This window comes from Rahnella sp. PD4 (assembly GCF_049199325.1).
Classification (GTDB): Bacteria; Pseudomonadota; Gammaproteobacteria; order Enterobacterales; family Enterobacteriaceae; genus Rahnella; species Rahnella perminowiae.
In genome coordinates, this window is sequence record NZ_JBLZQF010000019.1 from 1 (window position 1) to 19,473 (window position 19,473).

Annotated in this window: 15 protein-coding genes and 1 pseudogene; all 16 read right to left on the reverse strand. The window is 48.4% G+C overall.

Annotation, left to right across the window (positions count from 1 at the left end):
* Positions 1 to 349: 349 nt before the first annotated feature.
* Entirely contained in the window at positions 350 to 2,212 is a 1,863-nt protein-coding gene (locus tag ACOZIO_RS24780; RefSeq protein WP_421595861.1) for a DUF2357 domain-containing protein, read from the reverse strand.
* Between the two features lie 9 nt (positions 2,213 to 2,221).
* Entirely contained in the window at positions 2,222 to 4,771 is a 2,550-nt protein-coding gene (locus tag ACOZIO_RS24785; RefSeq protein ID WP_421595862.1) for a hypothetical protein, read from the reverse strand.
* A 359-nt stretch (positions 4,772 to 5,130) separates the two neighbouring features.
* On the reverse strand, positions 5,131 to 6,003 hold the full coding sequence (locus ACOZIO_RS24790) for a phosphorothioated DNA-binding restriction endonuclease (RefSeq protein WP_421595863.1): 873 nt from the start codon (positions 6,001 to 6,003) through the stop codon (positions 5,131 to 5,133).
* Between the two features lie 146 nt (positions 6,004 to 6,149).
* A complete protein-coding gene (locus ACOZIO_RS24795; protein ID WP_421595864.1) occupies positions 6,150 to 6,776 on the reverse strand; it encodes a hypothetical protein in 627 nt (208 codons plus the stop codon).
* 2 nt (positions 6,777 to 6,778) lie between these two features.
* Positions 6,779 to 7,501 carry a hypothetical protein gene (locus ACOZIO_RS24800; protein WP_421595865.1) on the reverse strand — a complete coding sequence of 241 codons (723 nt, stop codon included), beginning with the start codon at positions 7,499 to 7,501 and terminating at the stop codon, positions 6,779 to 6,781.
* 14 nt (positions 7,502 to 7,515) lie between these two features.
* Positions 7,516 to 7,675 (reverse strand): annotated as a pseudogene (locus ACOZIO_RS24805) (type VI secretion system baseplate subunit TssG); the annotation flags it as partial.
* A gap of 68 nt (positions 7,676 to 7,743) precedes the next feature.
* Positions 7,744 to 8,004: a type VI secretion system baseplate subunit TssF gene (locus ACOZIO_RS24810; protein ID WP_421595866.1), complete on the reverse strand. Its 261-nt coding sequence runs from the start codon at positions 8,002 to 8,004 to the stop codon at positions 7,744 to 7,746.
* Positions 8,004 to 8,537: a type VI secretion system lipoprotein TssJ gene (tssJ, locus tag ACOZIO_RS24815; RefSeq protein WP_421595867.1), complete on the reverse strand. Its 534-nt coding sequence runs from the start codon at positions 8,535 to 8,537 to the stop codon at positions 8,004 to 8,006. The genes ACOZIO_RS24810 and tssJ overlap by 1 nt, the downstream gene beginning before the upstream one ends.
* Positions 8,524 to 11,892 carry an ImcF-related family protein gene (locus tag ACOZIO_RS24820; RefSeq protein WP_421595868.1) on the reverse strand — a complete coding sequence of 1,123 codons (3,369 nt, stop codon included), beginning with the start codon at positions 11,890 to 11,892 and terminating at the stop codon, positions 8,524 to 8,526. The genes tssJ and ACOZIO_RS24820 overlap by 14 nt, the downstream gene beginning before the upstream one ends.
* Entirely contained in the window at positions 11,885 to 13,297 is a 1,413-nt protein-coding gene (locus ACOZIO_RS24825) for a hypothetical protein (RefSeq protein WP_421595869.1), read from the reverse strand. The genes ACOZIO_RS24820 and ACOZIO_RS24825 overlap by 8 nt, the downstream gene beginning before the upstream one ends.
* The gene (locus ACOZIO_RS24830) at positions 13,294 to 13,548 is read right to left on the reverse strand and encodes a PAAR domain-containing protein (protein WP_421595870.1); all 255 of its coding nucleotides are present in this window, start codon (positions 13,546 to 13,548) and stop codon (positions 13,294 to 13,296) included. The genes ACOZIO_RS24825 and ACOZIO_RS24830 overlap by 4 nt, the downstream gene beginning before the upstream one ends.
* 23 nt (positions 13,549 to 13,571) lie before the next feature.
* Positions 13,572 to 14,042 carry a hypothetical protein gene (locus tag ACOZIO_RS24835; RefSeq protein WP_421595871.1) on the reverse strand — a complete coding sequence of 157 codons (471 nt, stop codon included), beginning with the start codon at positions 14,040 to 14,042 and terminating at the stop codon, positions 13,572 to 13,574.
* A 9-nt stretch (positions 14,043 to 14,051) separates the two neighbouring features.
* A complete protein-coding gene (locus ACOZIO_RS24840; RefSeq protein WP_129954641.1) occupies positions 14,052 to 14,801 on the reverse strand; it encodes a tetratricopeptide repeat protein in 750 nt (249 codons plus the stop codon).
* A gap of 66 nt (positions 14,802 to 14,867) precedes the next feature.
* Entirely contained in the window at positions 14,868 to 15,617 is a 750-nt protein-coding gene (locus ACOZIO_RS24845; RefSeq protein WP_129954640.1) for a T6SS immunity protein Tli3 family protein, read from the reverse strand.
* A gap of 9 nt (positions 15,618 to 15,626) precedes the next feature.
* The gene (locus tag ACOZIO_RS24850) at positions 15,627 to 17,789 is read right to left on the reverse strand and encodes a T6SS effector phospholipase Tle3 domain-containing protein (RefSeq protein WP_129954639.1); all 2,163 of its coding nucleotides are present in this window, start codon (positions 17,787 to 17,789) and stop codon (positions 15,627 to 15,629) included.
* A gap of 2 nt (positions 17,790 to 17,791) precedes the next feature.
* Positions 17,792 to 19,473: DUF2345 domain-containing protein (locus tag ACOZIO_RS24855; protein WP_421595872.1), on the reverse strand; the 1,682-nt coding region annotated here is incomplete at its 5' end.

Here is a 19,473-nt window from a genome sequence, read left to right on the forward strand (position 1 = left end):
CATCTTTGACGGTCCTGCCAGCCTCGACTGATTTCAGGACGGCGATGATCTGGTGCTCAGTGAATCGGATCTTACGCATAGCGATCTCCTCAGGGGACATAATCAGTATGTCGGAAGATCTCTAAAAGTGAATGGGCCGTTTTGGTGGGATACTTACACGGCGTGCTCAAAAGGGCTCAAAACCCTTGCTACACAGGCTTTCAGAGGCTTTACTTCATGCATCAAAACCAGTGGGCTAAGTCAGCAGCGGGCAGGCGGGGAGAACTGCCCGCGCGGTGGCAAAAGCACGGTTATGCGTATTGATACTTATATAAATTAAATATTCTTTAAGCATAATTTAAAAAATACATCATTGATTAACAGTAAGCTTCAGGTTTAATTCAACTGGTGCTCTGAACTCTTTACTTAGTAAGTCGACTACTCTACTAATTATGTTTTCAAAATCACTATTATCCTTAAATTCTTCGCCAGGATTGACTCCCACGCAAGTAATATACGGGGAAACTGGATATTCTGAGAATAGGTCAAAGTTTTTACTATGGAAATGTTTAGCATGCGGTGATTCATCAGGATTTATTATCAGTAATCCGCTTGTTGTTGACATCCTGCTGTTCACAGAATGAATTCCATGGAGGTATTTTAATGTTAAATCAGGGAGGTAATGTATAAACGCTTTTTCAGATGTTGTATATTTAGCGTCCATAATATAGTTTTTTACTATAATATCATTCTTCTCAATAGCAATTACAAAGTCAGGGGAACGATTAGAATATTTATGAGTAGAGGATCTTTGATTAACTTTACCATTATAAACAGTCCATCCCTCGGAATTTATAAGACCTCTTAAGTCTGCATTAGAGTGGTTAACTGCCCAAAACTTTGGCTCATAATATAATGATAGTTTGATGTCATTATTTAGGGAGTAAGAAAATTTAAAATCCCGAGAGTTGAATTCTGTTTCTGGAGAAAATTTTAATTTAAGATCAAGCAGGTCTTTTATGTAAAATAAGGAATAATATTCGAAAAGCTTAGGGATGCTCTGTATTGAGAGAAGTTCATCTTGTACACTCCAATCCGGCTTGCCATATCTATTCCATTCAACTATTTTCTTGAATAATGAAAGATAAATAGAATTATTCTTTGCTTTCATAGTGAAAACTGGCACTCCTTTTATTTCTTTATTTATAGCCAGCTTATCACCCATAGTCTTTTTAAGAGAGTGAAGTTGCATCAATAAAATTTTACATTTTGATGTTTTTCTCTCATTAATGTTTTTATGGAACTTCTGTATTTGCGAGAAGAAACTTAGATATCCTAACGGCGTCATATTTGAGTTAATAGATGGTTTGAATGGGCTCTCAAAGCCATAGAGGAGTGTTGAGGTAGCTATGCACAATGTTGAGATAAATCCATGTATAATTTGGTTTTCGTAAACATTAGTATCTTCATAAAGCTTATTTTCTCTTATCTTAGCAGCACTATAAAGCTTATATTCATGCTCAAGAATGGCTGAGTTAGCACAATCCGTTTCGTATAACTCATCAATATTATCACATATCCATGCCAAGGAAGTATCGTCAATATTTGTACTATCGGACGGGATCACATAGCTTTCGCTACTACTTAGTTTTGTAATAGGGCTCTGGATTATCTTTCTTACTAAGACCAATGTTTTATTTATTGTGTTCTCCAACTGTTCTAGTAATATTTCTGCCGGAGTATCACCTTGGACATAGCCCGCCTTACGGCGGGTTACACGGAAAAAAGCGCACAAGGCATCGCTATGCTTGTTTGCCAAGAAGTTAAGCATAAGCTCGACTCGTTCAGCATTAATTTTCTTTGCAAGAACTTCAATAGGTTCAAATTCAATTATCTTTGTATTCTGATCTAGATTTAACTCTACAGAAAGCTCAGCAATTCCATAATAGTTATGGAAGAAGCATTCGTAATAATCTCGGCCTAGTTTTTTAGGAGTCCAAGTATATACCCATTCATCTTTAATTTCATCGATGTATGTTACATCAACTTCATTTTCATAAAGAAGTATCTTTGGCCTACCTAAGTTTTCACTGCTATGGATACTTAATTCTAATGCCTCATCTTCCAGTACAAAATTATGCGCACCAGTTTTAATTAAAAACTCACTCAATGAATTCAGTGTGAGAACCGTATTTTGTCGCTTACCATTAAGGATTTTTAAATAAATTTTCATTTTTAATCCTTAGAAATATGAATAAGAATCGCTGTAGACATCACCATTATTGATAATATTTTTTAACGTTGATTTCGATATGTTGAAATCTAGTTCAGTCAGTTTTTGTTCTAGGTTCTGCAACCTTTCTTTGAATCCACTACCGTATCCCTCAATTAAAGGTAGCAAATGTTGATTTATCGCATAGTCAAGCGGTTGTGTTCTCATTCCTTCTATTTCATTTGCAACATGACAATAGCGTTTCATTGCATTTATCTTTCTTTGGCTTACTCGAACAGAAGTTGTTTTATTTATAGGTGAACCCAAAATTTCAATTATATTGTTAAGGGCGTTTTCCTCATCTGTTGAAAAATTAGATTCATAAATAGAGATATCAAACGCGCTTTCGAATTGTTCAATGTTAATAGAACCATTAAAATCTATAGTTTTTTGTTCAATTGATTTGAATTGTGTATTATGTGTGAGGTTTATAATCGGAACACGATCAATTAAACGTGGGGAAAGCCTTTCGGTAGAAGCATCATTATTTATTGTTGATATAAAGCGAACACCTTTGGATGCTTTAAGATATCTTTCTTCGTTTGATGGAATACCAGTATCAATTTGGCGATAACGTCCCTCAGGATCACACATTCCCAAAAAATCAGACCAATAATGCTCTACACTCGACAAATTAGCTTCATCAAGTAGGACTAACTTAATAAATTCTGCATTATGATCACTTTTTAAGAATTCATAGAGACCAGTTCGTGCCGGTTGATATACATCTTTTAGTGAATTATAAAATCCTAAAATATCGCGACTAGACACCCATGCTCTTCCAACAGGTATATTCAGGAAGTTGCTAGTATTAAATATATCATCAGAGCCAGTGAGACCTAAGTTTTGTGCAAGTCTAATAGCCGTTGACGTTTTACCTGTGCCCGGAGGTCCAGAAAGTATAGTCATGAAAGACTGGCCGACACATATCAATAAGTTTGACATTTCATCGAAAGTGAAATTTCTACCATTATCATTACTAAAGGACTCAACTAAATAATTGATATAGTCTTTTCTATTTTCCGAAGTCAAAGTTACAGAGGATGGAATGATTTTTGTTTTGTGTAATTGAGATGTGTTCTCTTTATTTCTATGTCCGTTCAATAATGCAGTTAGAGCATGTATTTCCACCACCTTTTCTGGAAGTTGAGGGGAGTTTAATGTTGCCTTCTTAAGACTGACAGCTTTTTCAACAGACTCTTTTTCCTTTTCTAAATCTTCCTTTAGTCTTTTTAGATAGTTTATTTCTTCTGTAAGGGATTTATAATCATTTACGCGAGATAAGGTTGCATAGAATATTTCAAGCTTTGAATCATTTTCTTTTATCTTTTCTTCTAAATCAGTATTTTGTTGTGTTAAAACTTTTTGATTTTGCATCAAAAACTGATGTGCGTCTTCTGATGATTGTTTTTTTATTTCTTCAATTTTATCTTTGGCTTTTATTTTTTCTAATTCAATATTCTTTATTTCTAAATCTAATTCTGCACGTTTGCTAGTGATCTGCCTTTCGATCTCTGTAATTTCTTTTTCTAGTTTAATTTTCTGAATTCTAGTAACTTCTTCAAGTTCGTCACTTTTCTGTTTTATAAGTAAATCTTTGTTTTTATTGAAGTAACTGTCAAGATAAAGTCGACCATCTCTGGACTCAGCTAAAAAGTCCTGAACGATATCTTGTCCAAAAGGGCTGGAATCAAGGAAGTCACCTAAAAGTTCTTTTAATCTTATGAGTCGTTCACTATTTTCTAATATCTTGTTTTTCTTTACATATTCATCTATGCCTTGGGTTAGTTTCTGTGCTTCACTTTTACCGAGTGGGTTTTTATTTTTGGATAAACCGTTACCAAAACCATTTTTCGTAAAGTACGAAACTAATCTAGTATCAGATATAAAGTCTATTTGCTCAAAAGATAAACTAGCAAGTTCTCTTAAGTTATTTATAAACTTTTTTGTATCTCCTTTTATTACCCAGGTTGAGCTCAAATTATTATCATAAATATCCTTTACAGCTAGTTTAGCTATATGGTCCTGTTTTAATTGTAAAGGAGAAGGTGTCGTTAATGGTGAAAGCTGCCAGTTAACATCCTGTTTCGAGGCTTTAAACGGACCGTAAATATAATCATTGTTTTCGATAAAGAAATGGGTATTAGGGAAGTCTATATCATGATTAATGAATCCAGTTTTTAAGTCTGGTATTTCCATGCTTATTATTGGAATGAATGCGCTTTTATCAAGCCTATCTACTTTATTGCCTAACGCAAAGTGTTTTTGACGGCGAGTATTATTTATCCAATCGTCTTCATTACTGTCATAATATTCATTAAGGATGAATAATTCATTGTTACCAAATTGGTGGCTAATATTAGAAAAACCTTTTGAAATAAAGATTCCTCCATTGGGAAATTCATCAGCTTCTAAATTACGAAAAGTACCGTCATCACTCATATGTGCAACTGGGATGACGAGTCCGAGTTCAGGGTTCGGGGAGTGATTTTCTTCTTTAACTACTAATATCCTATCCATATTATATTCTTTCAATTAGTTTAGTGTAGATATGATTAGCTTCCTATTGTATGCAAGTGAAGCAAATCCCCACGTATCAGAAATTTCTTAATGACTTTTTACCTTTATAAAATGCTCGTAAAACATTAGCAAATGTTATTGTACTGATTGTATATATCTGTTTTGGTGGTCATTTTTTATTTTTATATTAAATTCAATTAATTAAGTTATTTTAGCGAGTCCGGCCTTCGACCATCTCTATGAAAATTCAGTCACCTTGCATATGGTTTTTTTATGAGCGAAATATTCTATTTATCTAAATATCAATGAGTAATAAACATCATCATTGATGCTTTCTATAATTCTCAACAGACCACAACTCAACTTTTAAACACCTGATTCTGATGCCATTCAATAAATCTTTCCCCCGGCCAGTAAACTTTATCCTGCGGTAAATAAAGTTGTTTGCCGTCACGCTGCCAGAAAAGGTGATCCACAACCGGGCTGCGGTTTACGCCACCGGAAATACGGATAGTCATATGCTCATCTATTCCTATCGCTCCCATATCAAAGGCAGAATGATGCAGGGAGCAAAGGGCCAGTCCGTTATTCACTTCGCACGGGCCGCCGTATTGCTTCCAGCGGATATGCGCCGCCTCCAGTCCTACGAGTGCGCCATCCAGCCGCAAATCGTAGCCACAGATAGCACAGCGTGAGTGATAAGCCCGAAGAACAATCTCCCTGAAACGGGGATCACGCGCTTTCAGCAGTGACGTAAAATCAAACCCCAGACGGTCTGCGAGAAGTATCTGGAGGCTTTCCGGGAAACGCTCTGTCATGATCTGTTGCGCCAGCTTGTTAATCATTTCCGGCGCTTCACGAAGGATCTGGTAGCTGCTTTCGTCAAACCCCCCCGAAACATGATTCTCAATCAGCTCACGTTTTGTCGGCTGGATATTGCCCTTGCGTGGCTTACAATCCTCAGTATTTTCCAGCGTCCAGAACCCGTCAGTCCTCAACCGCCAGAAAGGCATATTCGGATAGTAGTCGCGCCGTTTAGGGCCGAAGTCCGCCAGCAATTTTGTCAATGGCTCGTGGATCTCTTCCCCGTAGTCGAAGAGTCGGGAATGACCGTTCAGATATTGCGACAGAACATAGAGCAGCAGCAGAGGTTTATGCGGCGCGCACTGGTCGCCGTTGCGCCAGACTGCCACATTGGAAATTGCTGTTTGCAGTGCTTTACATGGGGTCATAGCCGAAGGTTAACAGATTGAAGTTCTTGCGATCATGCTCGCAAAGAATAGGTAATTCAATGAAAGTCAGGTAAAAATAATCTGAGGTGTCACGAAAATATCGCGACCCCGGATCAACGGGATCGCGCGCGGGCTGTCACTGAATCTCAGCATCCCATAAGGCATTCCCTGTGCTCTGAAATTCTATCCACCAGCCAATTCACCCCACCATCATCAGCAATCTCCGCCAGCGGTACAGAAAACCCGATGCCTTTGATGCTCTTATCATCCGATAACTGGATCTTTGAATCAGTCTCAGGATATCCGTCATAGTTCCACCACAGGTCTTCGGCTGACGCGTAAGTAGCGTCATCGTTTACCGCAGAAAAGAGATACACAGTCAGATAGCTTTTAGCTTCTTCCACCGGGGTTTTCAATCCTGTGGCTGGCGGTTCGTCATCTTCACCGTATTGCAACACGCGCTGGTCACATTCCAGTTCGCTGTCTGTCACCAGTTTAAAGTCCAGCACATAATCGGTCGCTGCCATCGGCGTATTGGGTTGTTGCTGCTTACTGAACACAAATGAAACGTCCATCATCGGCAGGAAGTCCCATTTCCAGTTTTCCAGCGGATTTGCCCCGCGGCGCGGCGGCTTGTTGAAACTCCAGGTGTCCCACAGCAGAAACGATGCCTCCATTTTCTGCGCGACTTCGTTGATCATCGGGAGTATATGCTGGTAATACGCCCCGCAGATGCGGTGGGCTTGTCGGACCTGAGCAAAGGGATCGTGCATGATTATTGTGCCTTCAAAAATGAGAAATCAGTGGAGAGTGGCGTAGCTGCCAGAAATTGATGAAATTGCTGCCAGGGGAGCAAAGGTTCCCGGATGCCATAGAGCGCAAGTGCCTTCAGGCAATCAGCGACGATGCGTTTATCCTGTGGCGCTTCCCACTCTGCGTACTGGAAAACCTCCCGGACCCTGCGCCATTCCATGCCATGAAACTCGACCTGCGGGAACTGTGTTTTTAATTCCTGAAACCAGTTCTCTGTAGTGGCAGGCAAATTACCCAGCGCCAGAAAATGAACGCTTTCTTTGGCGTTGTCATCTGCCAGATAGGTGTAGAGCTCTTTCCGCCATTGCTGTAGATATTGCCTGCCGCCAGCCGGTGGTTTGACTTCAATGATCAGCGCCGTATGCTCAAAAGTGATCACGAGATCGGGTTCGGCAAATCGTTCGTCTCCTGAAAGAAAGGGTTGCATCTTCTCATCAGCCGGATCAGGGAAAACATATTTGGGCCAGAAGGTGATGGATTCAAATTTTCCCCAACTGTCCCGGTTAATTCCCAGCATCGCTGAAAAAAACTGATCCATTGCTGCCGGGGATAAATAGCTAACGCGGCTCCAGATTGCTGCTGTGAGTAAATCCTCATAAGACTGAAAAACGGTTCGCCAGCTTTGTGGTTCACTGCCATTGAGCATTATCCTGCCCGCTTTTCCTTCCAGAATGGCATTTAGCATTTGGCACTCCTTTGTTAATTAAATTTGTTATTTTTCTTATCCCGGATCCTGCCCAGTTTCATCGTCACCGTTTTTGACATTACATCCAGATTATCCTCCCGTAGTCCCGGCACCACGTTGTAGCCTGCCAGCGCGAACGGTTATCAGGCGTGGCAGCGGTGCGAGCTTTGTCGGCGAGAAGGTGCTGCCGATGGGTTCTTCCGTATTCTTCAGAATAAAATCCGTGTTAAGCGTCGTTCCGGCTATACCCATTGTGTCCCGGACTGACTGAGCGTCAGCGGTTCGGTCAGTTCGGGAATATCATCATCAATCTTCTGCCGCAGTTTGGCCATCATCAGCGAAAAGCCCTGAAACAACCGCTCGACCGAGTCATCGCGCGGAACCGGACTGCCGTCTAACCCCAGGGCGCGCCCCAGTTCCGGGAATTCTTTCGCAAACTCCAGCCCGGCTTCCTTCAGGTAGCGCATTTCGCCGTCAAAATATTTTAAGAAATCCTCTTCCATTACTGCGTTTTCCCAAGCTGCAGCCGGTTGTCATTGAGCTCAACAATCCGGTCCTTGCTGTCATCGAGGTCGCTGCTTTCCAGAACCAGCCGCCAGGTGTTGTTTGTGACATCCGGTGCCATAAAGAGGGCAACCACGGCGACAAACTGTGCGTCGGCATGCAGCGGCACGGCCACCGTCGCCTCTGCGTCCGGCATTACCAGGACAATCTGCCGGTCGAGCAGGTCAGCGGCCAGCACGGTGTTGTCCTGCCTGAGCAGGGCAGCGTAGCTGGCGGTATCAAAAGTTTTACGGTCTTTGAGCTGATAAACGCGCACCACCGTCGGCAGCGCCTCGCCGCCTTCGTTGTTGTTGAGCGCGGCGCGGGAGGTCAGCGTCAGGTGCAAAGTGTCTATTTTACGGTAGATTACGGCATCTGCGACCGCAGAGGCGCCGTTGCCCACGCGCTGCGTCAGGCCGCAGCTGCTTATCAGCAAGGGCAGTAATAACAGCGCGGTGCCGCGTCTTAGTCGCTGGAAATTATTGGGCGTCATGGCGTGTTGTGTCCTCCGCATTGTCCGTGGCCAGGCCCGGAGAGGTAAATATTTGGGCCGGCAGCTTAAAGCGTCGCAGGGTAAGCAGCTCCAGCGGGCCGCCGCCGCTTTGGGTACGTAAGACCACGTTCAGCGTCTCTTTGGTGGCGGTTTGCCAGCTCAGGCGATAGCGGCTGCTGTCGAGCTGTTCAACCTGCGCCTTATCGAGTAAACGCAGCCAGGCCCAGCGGCCGTCCGCCTGAAAATAGTTCTGGAAGGCGTCGGCGCTTTTCCCCGATGCCGCGACCGGTGAGTACGTCAGGGACACCTGCGGGTGATCGCTGGCGGCGTCTGGCCAGCGGAACGTCTGCCAGCCCGGCAGTTGGTTAAAGTACTTCAGGACAGCGTCATCAATCTGCAGGTCGGTTTCGACCACGTTGCGGGTCGGGCGGATCTGCAGCTCAAAGGTCACGCCGGGTTTGCCCTGCGGGAAGACGCGGCGGCCGAGCTGGCTCAGTGGGTTAACCGCGCTGAGGAAGTCCGGGTTGATGCGCATTCCCTGAGTGTTGAGCGGGTCAGGTACCCAGCTGTCACCCTGTTTTTCCAGCACGCCGGCCAGTTGCCGGGTAATAAACTGGTCAATCAGGCCGGTATCCGGCGTCAGGTAGTGAGCCAGCTGGGTGAAATCCGCGTCATTTTTGGTGTTATCGAACGGGTAGCGTCCGGTAAATTCCGCCTGCCACGGGTTCTGCACCTGAACCTGCCAGGCGCTGTTGATCCCCTGCTGTGCCGGGGCCATGACGCCGTTCCACGCCTGTTCCAGCGGCTGGACAAATGCGGCGTCGGCAAAGCTGCTCCATTCGCCACCCAGGCTGGCTGCCAGAAGCTGCGCGTAGCGACGGCCCTGCGACAGCGTGGTGTCACCGTTGCTGAAGGCGGATCTGACCAGGCTTTGTGCCATCGCCTGCGGGTCCGAGGCATTGGTCACCTGCAGCAGCTGCAGTCGCGTTTGTGACACCTGCAGCAAATAGTTGCTGACGGTAACGCCGGAGGTGTTTTGTGCGGCCTGCGTTTCACCTGCCGCCGGGCTCTCCGGCGGTAACACGGCCAGCAGCGGGGCGAAGGTCTCGCCCAGCACGCGGGTCGGGTCATTGTGGCCGCCGGCGAAACCGGCTTCCGGCGTAGTTTTCGACACCAGTTTTTGCGCCGATTTCAGCAGGGAGTCCCCCATCGCTTCGCGGTGCTGACCGGCCGCGCCCTGATAACGCAGGGTGCGGCTCAGGGCCAGCAGCGGCGACTGGCGGGCATCGGCCAGCTGGGTCAGCTGATCGAGGGAGGTGCTCAGCGAGTCGCTGGTGTTCCAGCGGATGCTGTTGAGGAAATTGAGCCAGGCGCTGGTGTAATCGGCAAAGTAGCGCTCGGTCAGGCGGTACTGCAGCTGGTCTTTGGTCAGCAGCTGTTGCTCACCTTTATCATCCAGCACCCGGTCGGTGGTGACGTGGCGTGCCGCAGCCGCTTTATCAATCGCGTCGCTGACCTCTCCCTCCCAGGCTTCACGGGTGAACATGCCGGGCAGGGTGTCATCGGTGGAGAACAGCTGACCGCCGGCGGACTCCCCAAGCAGGCTGTCGAGCGTGACGTCGGCATAGTGCGGCGACACGCTCAGCAACACCTGCTGATACAGCGCGTTTTCGCTGTTGCTGATGCCTTTCTGGCTGCGCAGGATGGTGCGCACGTTGGCCACCAGCGGATCATCGGCAGGCAGCTTCCACTGCGGATGACGCGGCAGTTGCTGCAGATAAAAGGCGAGCAGTTTGTCTGAACGGGCCAGCCATTCTCCCGGCGCCACGCCGCCCGGCGACGTCCACAGAGGAGACAGCACCGGCTGCATAAAGGCCGGATCGGCGTGTTCAGGATGCAGCAGCATCAGGTAGGCTTTCAGTTGCTGATAGGCCATTTTTCCGGCCAGACGTCGTTCGGCAGAGCCCGGCGGCAGGGACACAAACGCCTGCAGCCGGTCTTTTAGCGCGTTTACCACCGGCGTTATCAGCAAAGCCTGACTTTGCCGGGTATAGGCGGGCCACAGTGCGTTGATCACCGCATCACGCTGATCGAGGCCGAAGCGGTTCAGCCACGGCGAGCCGTTTTGCTGCCACCACAGCAGGCGGTCAATGTGATCCTGCAGGGCCACGCTGCGGGTCAGCGTGTCGGACATCGGGGCCGGCGTGCGGGCCGCCTGCAACAGCGCCTGGCTGTCGGCGATAAGCGTGCGGTTGGTACAGGCAGATATTCCCATGCCGAGTACCCACAGTCCCGCCAGCGTCAGCGTGCCGATGGCCAGTTTGTCACCGGTGGACAGGTGGTCGCGGCGACCCTGCTGTATCCGGCTTTGCGCGATAACGCCGTTCCAGGCGGGGGACAAATAGCAGGCGTGGGAGCGTTGCTGGACAGAAGCCGGTTCAGGGGCAGCAGGCATAAAGAAGATGCCGCCGGCCAGCACGCGCTGATGCTCACCGGGCCACGGCTGAAAACGCTGCCTGAGCAACGCGCCGGTGTGGTGTTTCAGATCCCCTGACAGCTGCAGCAGCCAGGCCCAGCGTTTGTTCTCGTTCAGCTGCGCAATGCCCTGCGGGATGAGCGTGGCGGCAAGCTGACTGAGCTGGTCATCAAGTGAGACCGGCGTGCCCGCCGGCCAGTGACAGCCGATACTCTGCACCGGACGGTCGTCCTGTTCCCACTGCGGCTCACTCAGACACACGCCAAACACCGGCGGACGCCAGCTGAGGGTGCGCCCGAGCGCGATAAACTGACGATAGACGGCGTCGCTGTTGCCCGTTGGCAGCGTCTGATTAGGCACCGGCTGCGGGGTCCACAGGTATTGTGGTTCAGCCGTCACATCGGTGACCCACAGCACGGCGTTAAAGGCGCGGCGCCCGCGCATGTCGCGCAGCTGCGTGACGGCGGCTACATCCAGCGCGTCAGCCTCGCCACACCAGATAAGGACGGCGTTCTGGCTTTCCAGCCAGCGCGCCTGCGTCAGGCCGGGGGCGACTTTTTCCACCACCTCCGCCTCACCGGTGACCAAAAGCCACGGCTGCTTGTGCTTCCAGTGCCAGCCATCGCGGTGACGCAGGGTGAAACGCAGGGTATCAAACGCCGTGATGCGCGCGTCGTCCTGTGCCTCGGGCGGGCGGTTAAAATCGAGCAGTTCCAGGGCAAAAGCGTAGCGGGTCAGCAGAAGATAGCTCAGCAGGATAACGCCGGTTGCCCACCAGGCCACGCCGTGGGTGAGGGTTTCTCCGTCGGCGTTCAGCCACAGAAGGCTCAGGGCCAGGGCGAGCATCACCACCAGCATCAGGTGAAGGCTTTTAGTCATGACGTTGTTGTTCCAGCAGGCGCCATTCCACATCGAGCCGCTTACGCCATAAACGCAGTGCCAGAGGGACAGAGAAACTCAGTAAGGCGGCGACCACCACCAGTCCGCCGCCCAGCCAGGGCAGCATGCCCACCTGCGTATCACGATCGGCGGGGAGTAATATCAGGGCCAGCATCACGGCCACGATCCCCGCCAGATAGGCCAGCGGATAGCGTGAAATCGTATCGACAGGCATGTTCACGGGCGCAGCAGGCTGGGTGCTGAGCTGAACCAGGCTGATGGACTCCTCAGACTGTGCGGCGACCAGTTGGCCGCGCTGGCCTAAATCGCATCCCTGCGCCGCGAGGCACAGGGCAAGCCAGAAGGAGGCCGGACTCGCAGGGCCTAACAACAGGGACAGATCGTGACGCCCCTGTGCCGGCAGCATCACGTTGTGTTCATCCAGCAGAGCCAGCAGGGCGCCGCGCTCGCGGCTGTGCAGCCCGGCATCCCACAGATGGCTCAGACGTTTGGCCTCGGTTTGGCCGGCGGTCAGAAATCGAGGGAAGTCCGCATCGAGGTCGTGCGACTGTGTCACCAGCGGGCGGAACAGGTATACCGGTCGGAAAGGCGGGGCTTTTATCACCGGCCCGGAAGACCTCTGGAAGAGCAGGGCGGAGCAGCTGGCACTGGCCTGGCTTTTGCCGTCAAGCAAATGCAGGGCAATTACCAGACGCGGAACTGAAATGTCTTCATCACACCAGGCATGCAGTAATGTGGCGTCAGGAACCGTATCCTGCAGGTGGACATTCTCAGGATTAATTCGCTTGTTAAGCTGTTGATTCCAGTAATGCTCTATGGACGGGACCGCCTGCTTTTCGTCGACATTACCATAAAGCCATATCTCCACGGCGGGCAGAGCACGTAAGGCGCTGTGCATTGGCGTCAGCGTTTGGATGATGACACTTTTGAGTGGAGATTCACCGATCAAGACCGGGACGGTCAGCATAATATCTTCGGGCTTAGACGGTGCCTGCGGCGGCATACCCTCCAGGCCGAGGGTGCGACAGGCCACGTCGGATTCAGGCGTCAGGCAGTGGAATGCCACCAGCCGCAGAGACCGGCGTCCCCAGTGCTGCCAGTGGGCATATTTGCGGTCAATAAACAGATGCCGCCAGTCAGTCTGACGACGGACCTGCAACGCCGCACTGAGCACAAAGGCCATCACCGCAGTGGAGGCCAATAACGGCAGCAACAACAGCCAGAACCAGAATCGCAGATTGGTAAATCCACGCTGAACTGGCCAGGTGAAAAACAACGCGATAGCAGCGAGTGCGACACATGCTGACGGTATCGCCAGCCACCACCAGGCAGGAAGCTTGGGCAGGGTTTTGCGGTCCATATCCGGGAGACACCAGTTCATCATTGCGCTCCGGCGTTCGGCAGGGTCGTCTTGACGGTGCACCCACACTGCGCAACACAGCCGTCCACAATCACGGCTTTACCGTTCATTTTCCAGGTCGGATGCCCCTGATTCACTGGCACGGTGCCATGCTGAGAACAACTGACAGTATCACCGGCTAACATCACCGGTTTACCTTCAAATAATGCCCCAGACGCTGAGCTGACGTTGCCGCCGTGGGTATGGGGATCGCCTAAGCGAATGACTCCGCGCATAAAAATATCCTTCCCTGAATATGTTACTTTTTGTTGAACTCAGCGATAGCCTTATCTGGTAGTGAGTTGCTTGTTCTACTCATTGCCGCTATACCCCTTGGGGTATTGTTATATCTCAAAACATAATCAGTATTGATTGCTTTTTCATAATCTTGGGAATCAAAATGTAGATGATAAATAGTACCTTTAGTAAAAGGCATCAGGTAACCTAACCGTTCAATATGCAATGTGCAGTCCGGTAGTGGCATTTGATAAAAACTCTCTTTGCGATCTTTATCTGTTATGGGACTTGCTGTTTTAGCCATGAGAGGATAGGTCGGGATGTCGAGAAGAACCTTATAATTTTCAGCGCCGTCTTTTTGAAGATAAAGTTGGGTCTCACCTTCTTCAACCTTATAAGTGCCTTGCATGTCTGGACATGCAAATAATGGAGTGCTACCACTTAGCAAGGTGATTAATACGAGTGTTTTAAAAATTCCACCTTTGTCTTGCATTTGAAATCCTTATGAACGATGCGTCTTCGCATACATAACAGGAAAAGGAGCGCCTAAAGTAAAATGATACTTTTCATTCAACTGATTCGCAGTGATTTGAGCATTTTCGATTTGTTTTTTAGACATTTTATTAGTAATAATATTTAAGCTCCGATCGGCTTCTTTATTGCCAATCAATTTGGCGAAATAGAACCAGGCGTAAGCTGTCTGAATATCTTTGGGTGCACCTTCTCCGTGGTAATACGACTGCCCAATAATTAAGCTTGCCATTGCGGCAACATCTCTATAATCACGACTGTTTGAGGCCGCTTCCATATACCATTTTGTTGCCGCAACCTCGTCCTGCTTAACGAAAACCCCATGGCTATACATGAACGCGACATTAAACTGTGCAGGTGCCATACCCTTAGGCGATTTTGCAGCTTTTAAGTACCAATTGAAGGCTTGTTCATCACTTTTAGGTACGCCACGCCCGTCACTGTACATATTTCCTAAATCATACTGTGCTTCGGGGATCCCTTTATCTGCAGCTTTTTGGTACCAATACACTGCTTTTTTATAATCGACAGGAACACCATCACCGTTATTGTAACGAGTGGCCAAAATGACTTGTTCTGCCACGTCGCCATCTTCAGCACCTTTTTTTGTACAGTCTAAATCTGTTGTACAAGCCTGAGTGGGTGCCGGATTTTTGGTGAGATGGTTCTGGCAACCTACTAAAACAAGAAACCCTGTCAGAATTAATAATTTTTTTAACATGTGATATTCCTTATTACATGGATGATTGTTTATATTTTTGACATTCTAATAACCGGCCTTGCTAATTCATTTTCCCTGTTCCGATGCAGGCAATCCTAAATCAGGGTTACAGCGCATCTTGTCCCAACCTGTGTAGTTTTTGACTACAGGAACTTTGTTGGGAATATCCTGAAAGTTTTTTCTGTCCGAATCGATTGTCCAGCGTTCAGGACCAGCAAATGAATTCCATGAAGCATATTCTTTGCCCCATTTTCCACCGTGCCCCTCTGGGTCATAGGCGTCGAAAGGCTTGGAGCTCATATAAATATCGCCCCATTTTGTCAGTACAAAACCCTGATCGGCGACGACAGTTAATGAGATTATGTCTTCATACAGAGGGGAAGTATTTTCCCCTGCTACGACTTCCATTCCGGACGCAGTTTTTCTTGCTGGGATTCGTTTCCCATAAGGATCTGCACCGGCTCCAGGGGAATAACGCGCTCTTTCCCAAGTTTTCCCGTAATCTTTTGAAATAGTGAAAGTACTCAGATCCTCATACTCAGGTATGACGATATAGCGTTCTGATGGATGAATATAAATTTTGGTATAGACCCGATAACCTGAGTAACCATCATAGATATCAGTAGTAATATTCCTTTTGGTATCAATGTACTGAAGACGCCCTTGACAGTTAAATCCGGTCAGCTCCAAATAACGATGATCATCAAAGCGGTAGACTACCTGCGTTGGAGGAGAGGAGGAATTATTTGCGCTCTGAACACAAGCAGAGATACCCAACAGGCTAGCTAATACCAAAAATCTGTTTATCTTTTTCATGATATTCCCTTAAACCAGTGGTTTAGGCATCGCCCATTGCAGTTCAGTAATAGATTCGTTGGCGTTAGTTCCCAGTTGGCCGTAAATATTTTTATGTGGTGTTTGTTGAGTTTTAGACGGGGCGTAATCATTGACTACTCCGAATTGCCCTTTTGGAGTACCGTGGTCTCTCTCTGGTTTATTCATCAGAGATTTAAATTCAGGAGGTAAATAACCATAAAGGTAATACTGTCCAACTTCTGGTCGCGGATTTGCCGCCTGCCGCCAGTCAGCCTCCAGTAATAACCCCTCCCAAAAATCCTTATACTCAAACGCCTGACATTCCCCAATTGCCAGGTCATACACCATCGCTTTTTCAGGGACGTCTTTACTGGTCACAATGGATGAATGCTGGCTGATCTGAATGTTATTTTTGGCATTCATAACGGCCTCAGTTAACTCATCATCGTTCATGCGGCGAGTGATCTCGACCTGGGTGGCCATCATTTGTCGGGAAGGCCCTATCGCGGTAGCGCGAATAGCATCTATCTGATAAATCTCACTAAGAGCCGCCAGTTCTGCGCCGGTGAAATTATGTTGATCACGCATGAAGCCAAACCCGTCAGGAATCGCGCGAGTTTCATGTATAAATTGCTCATCAGCCAATGCAGTTTTTGCGATATCGGGATCAAGGCCCTCAAGAGTTGTTCGGTACTGTTCTTCAGGAATTATTGGTTTTTTTTTGTGTTCTACGCCGTTATTTTGCCCGCCCAGTTTGAACTGAAATGTGACGGGTAAAATAGGTGCATCAACGGTGATGTCTTTGAAATTGTAGCTGGCATTCTTAGCACCCATTTGCCCTGAATCACTCAGCGCTTTGGAAAATTCAAAACGTTCCCCGGTGTTATGCCCAACATAAACATCCTTGCAAAAAACTCGCTGATTAAAATTAGCGCCGAGTTTCGCCCGCAATGAGTCAGCAATACCACTCCAGCCAAAGCCCTGAACCTGCTTCATGGAAACAATGGTGTCATTTGGGCAGAAGTAGTTGTAGACCTTACCAAAGTTGTTACGGCTATAGCGGGCGTCGCTCCATTGGGCATTATTTGACAGACAAAGCGTATCTTTCAGTTTTTGTAAGTCATCCCCCGAGTACTGCCCGTTTGGAGAATATTTCGGGTTAGTCGCCATTAGTTTGCAAAAATTAGTCAGCGTCCTTTCACGCCCGTCTGTGGTTTGCTGATTACCAGGGCTCCAGCTTTCAATCAAACGAAAATCCGTAGAATAGGGAGAGTGGTTCAATATCACGCAATCTGCTGGCTCTAAACCTTCTTCCTTTACCCACATATTTGCCAGGATAGTGATAATAGTGCCCTGACTGTGAGCGACGATATTAATGGTGTCATTTTTTGAGCGCTTATCACGTCGGATTGTCAAAATTAAGTCAGCAAGTCTGCGGGCAGCGAAAGCCTGATAGATACGATGCGGGTTGTCATAAATTGGGTGGCTCCAGTCGCCACTATTTGTGATATGGGAGCGGGAAACCCAGCCAGCAGCTGTCATCGTCCACCCTGTACCTCCCGGGCCGAACATATCAGGTATGCTTGTCGTTGCATTAGCAAAAGTGCCACCGCCTTTAGATTTGGCTGGATCGAGCCAGTTAGCGTAATTATCAATTTTAGCTTTGTTATGGGCTTTAATTTTCCGTGCATCATTTTCAACGAACGAGTCAAAAGCTAAATCTGCTTCATTTTTTTTCTCGCGCAGTTCTGCCTTGTATCGTTTTTGGTCTGCTTCCCAAACATCCTTTTCAACCGGTCGATATCCCCAGTAAAAGGGGATAATCGGCGAACGATTTGCCTGCCCGACACAGGTCTGATTATCAACAGAGCACTCTTGCGTGAAAACATTGCCGTCAGCATCTGAAATCTGAAACTCTTGATTTTTCCAGCTATGGGGGAATAAGTCCGTACGCCCCAGACGGGTATTCAGACCTTTGCAAATGCCTTCATCCTGATTTTGGTAGGCTTCCCCGACATCGTTGACGCCATGTACCAGAATAACAATGCACGGCAAGGGACGTTTTATAAGGCAATTCTGTTTGACCATCTCGCCTGCAGTGACCGGTCGGCAAACATCTCCAGCCGACAAAAAACCGTCATTACGTAAACTATCGTTTTGTGAGTTACTCATATTCATAGTCCCTTAATTAGCTCAATCGCCGCATTTTCCAGTTCGTTCATATGAAGTAAGGACGATTCGCCGTTGGCATCCGTAGCCCCTTCGGTTATAGATCCATCCTGGCGGTGGATGCGGAATTTCTGATTTTTAAGCACCTGAGTCGGGTCATCTTCTGCATGGAGCCGATACTGAATGGCGTACTTGCCCTCTTCAAATGACGGCATCGCCTGTTTCACGCTATCCCCACCCTGATACTCCAGTACCGGCGATTTTTGGGTGATACGGGTCGGTGCCAGTTCTTCGATCACCCCGTCTTTAATGCGGATCCCCGCCCCGCCACACATCAGCAACAGCTCTTTTTTTGCGTTCAGCACAATGCGGCCGTTAGTACTGGTGATCTGCATGTCTTCAAAAGAGGTCAGTTCCATCTGGTCTTTTTGCGCCTGAAGCTGCACCTTTCCTGCCGCAGCAATGAGCTTGATGCCTAACTTGTTCGCAAATACGGAGAACAGTTCACCGGCGGCGACCGAGAAACGACGGAATACGCTGAAACTGGCATCCTGGCCAGCAGTGGCTACCAGATTCTTACCGGCAGTTTGTTGGATCGTTTTCGGCGTGGTGTGCGCAATCCCGGCATCGCCGTAAACGACGACACCGGGCTGAGCGAGTTTGGTGAGGTCTGTCTTGAGCAGCTCCTGATCGGTGGTTTCTGCCGGAGACGCCTGAGCGATATCGGCGCTACTCTTCAGGGTTTTGGCCAGAGCCAGGGCTTTTTCAAGCTGGGCAATGGCGGCATCCATATCCAGCTGATGCCCCTGAGCACTGTTCTTCGGCTCGGTAGAAAGCAGAATGCCCTTGCCGCCACGAACGGCAACATAGGCATCGGTACGCAATTCTGCGCCTTCACCGCGTTGCTTTCTGGCACTGTCCACCAGGTGTCCCAGACTGAGCTGGCTCTTACCAGAGTGTACCGTACTGATTTTTATATGTTCTTTGCCGCGTTGGTCATCAAGTCGGATTTTATTTCCAGAAGGCGTGCGGATAACGTTCCGCTTGTAGTTCGGTAACGCCACATGATCCGGATGCCGTGAATCGTGCAGCGCATAAGCAATGTACGGCCGGTCAACGTCGCCGTTCTCGAAGGCAATCGCCACGCCGGTGGAATCCAGCAGCGGCATATGGAAGCCGCAGGTATCCCCGGAATAGGGTTTTGCCAGACGCAGCCAGCAGCTCTCAAAGCCTTTCTGCCATTCGGTGCGGTCGAAACCAAACCGGGCGCGGTACAAACCGTCGGCGCTGATATGGCCATAAGGTTCATCCGGATGTGCGCTGGAGATGCGGGCAGGCAGCGTGCCGGTGACGGTTGGCCACGGCAGCAGAGCGGGGCGATACGGATGCCGGGTATTGCGTGGCACGGCGGTGAAGGTGACAAAATACGCCGTGTCGCGGGCAACGTTGGTAGAGTTCGTGGAAACTATCAGCAGGCCGTCCGGCGCTTCCGGCCAGTCTTTACCGGGCGTGGTGATGACCATCCCCGGACGCAGCGTCATGCAGTTGGACTTGCCCTCAAAGGTGATTTGTTCGCTCAGATAACGCTCCTGACGGCGTCTGGCGTACCACATCCCCTGACCGGGCTCGTTGCTGTATTCCTTGCCCGGCTCAGGATAGGACTCACCCCAGCGGTAATCTTCGGCAA

Bases quoted from the DNA above. Each gene is read 5' to 3' on its own strand.
- ACOZIO_RS24800 (WP_421595865.1), bottom strand. From the start codon at position 7,501: ATGCTAAATGCCATTCTGGAAGGAAAAGCGGGCAGGATAATGCTCAAT.
- ACOZIO_RS24780 (WP_421595861.1), bottom strand. From the start codon at position 2,212: ATGAAAATTTATTTAAAAATCCTTAATGGTAAGCGACAAAATACGGTT.
- ACOZIO_RS24810 (WP_421595866.1), bottom strand. From the start codon at position 8,004: ATGGAAGAGGATTTCTTAAAATATTTTGACGGCGAAATGCGCTACCTG.
- ACOZIO_RS24795 (WP_421595864.1), bottom strand. From the start codon at position 6,776: ATGCACGATCCCTTTGCTCAGGTCCGACAAGCCCACCGCATCTGCGGG.
- ACOZIO_RS24850 (WP_129954639.1), bottom strand. From the start codon at position 17,789: ATGAGTAACTCACAAAACGATAGTTTACGTAATGACGGTTTTTTGTCG.
- ACOZIO_RS24830 (WP_421595870.1), bottom strand. From the start codon at position 13,548: ATGCGCGGAGTCATTCGCTTAGGCGATCCCCATACCCACGGCGGCAAC.
- ACOZIO_RS24820 (WP_421595868.1), bottom strand. From the start codon at position 11,892: ATGACTAAAAGCCTTCACCTGATGCTGGTGGTGATGCTCGCCCTGGCC.
- ACOZIO_RS24825 (WP_421595869.1), bottom strand. From the start codon at position 13,297: ATGATGAACTGGTGTCTCCCGGATATGGACCGCAAAACCCTGCCCAAG.
- ACOZIO_RS24835 (WP_421595871.1), bottom strand. From the start codon at position 14,042: ATGCAAGACAAAGGTGGAATTTTTAAAACACTCGTATTAATCACCTTG.
- ACOZIO_RS24785 (WP_421595862.1), bottom strand. From the start codon at position 4,771: ATGGATAGGATATTAGTAGTTAAAGAAGAAAATCACTCCCCGAACCCT.
- ACOZIO_RS24845 (WP_129954640.1), bottom strand. From the start codon at position 15,617: ATGAAAAAGATAAACAGATTTTTGGTATTAGCTAGCCTGTTGGGTATC.
- ACOZIO_RS24790 (WP_421595863.1), bottom strand. From the start codon at position 6,003: ATGACCCCATGTAAAGCACTGCAAACAGCAATTTCCAATGTGGCAGTC.
- ACOZIO_RS24840 (WP_129954641.1), bottom strand. From the start codon at position 14,801: ATGTTAAAAAAATTATTAATTCTGACAGGGTTTCTTGTTTTAGTAGGT.
- tssJ (WP_421595867.1), bottom strand. From the start codon at position 8,537: ATGACGCCCAATAATTTCCAGCGACTAAGACGCGGCACCGCGCTGTTA.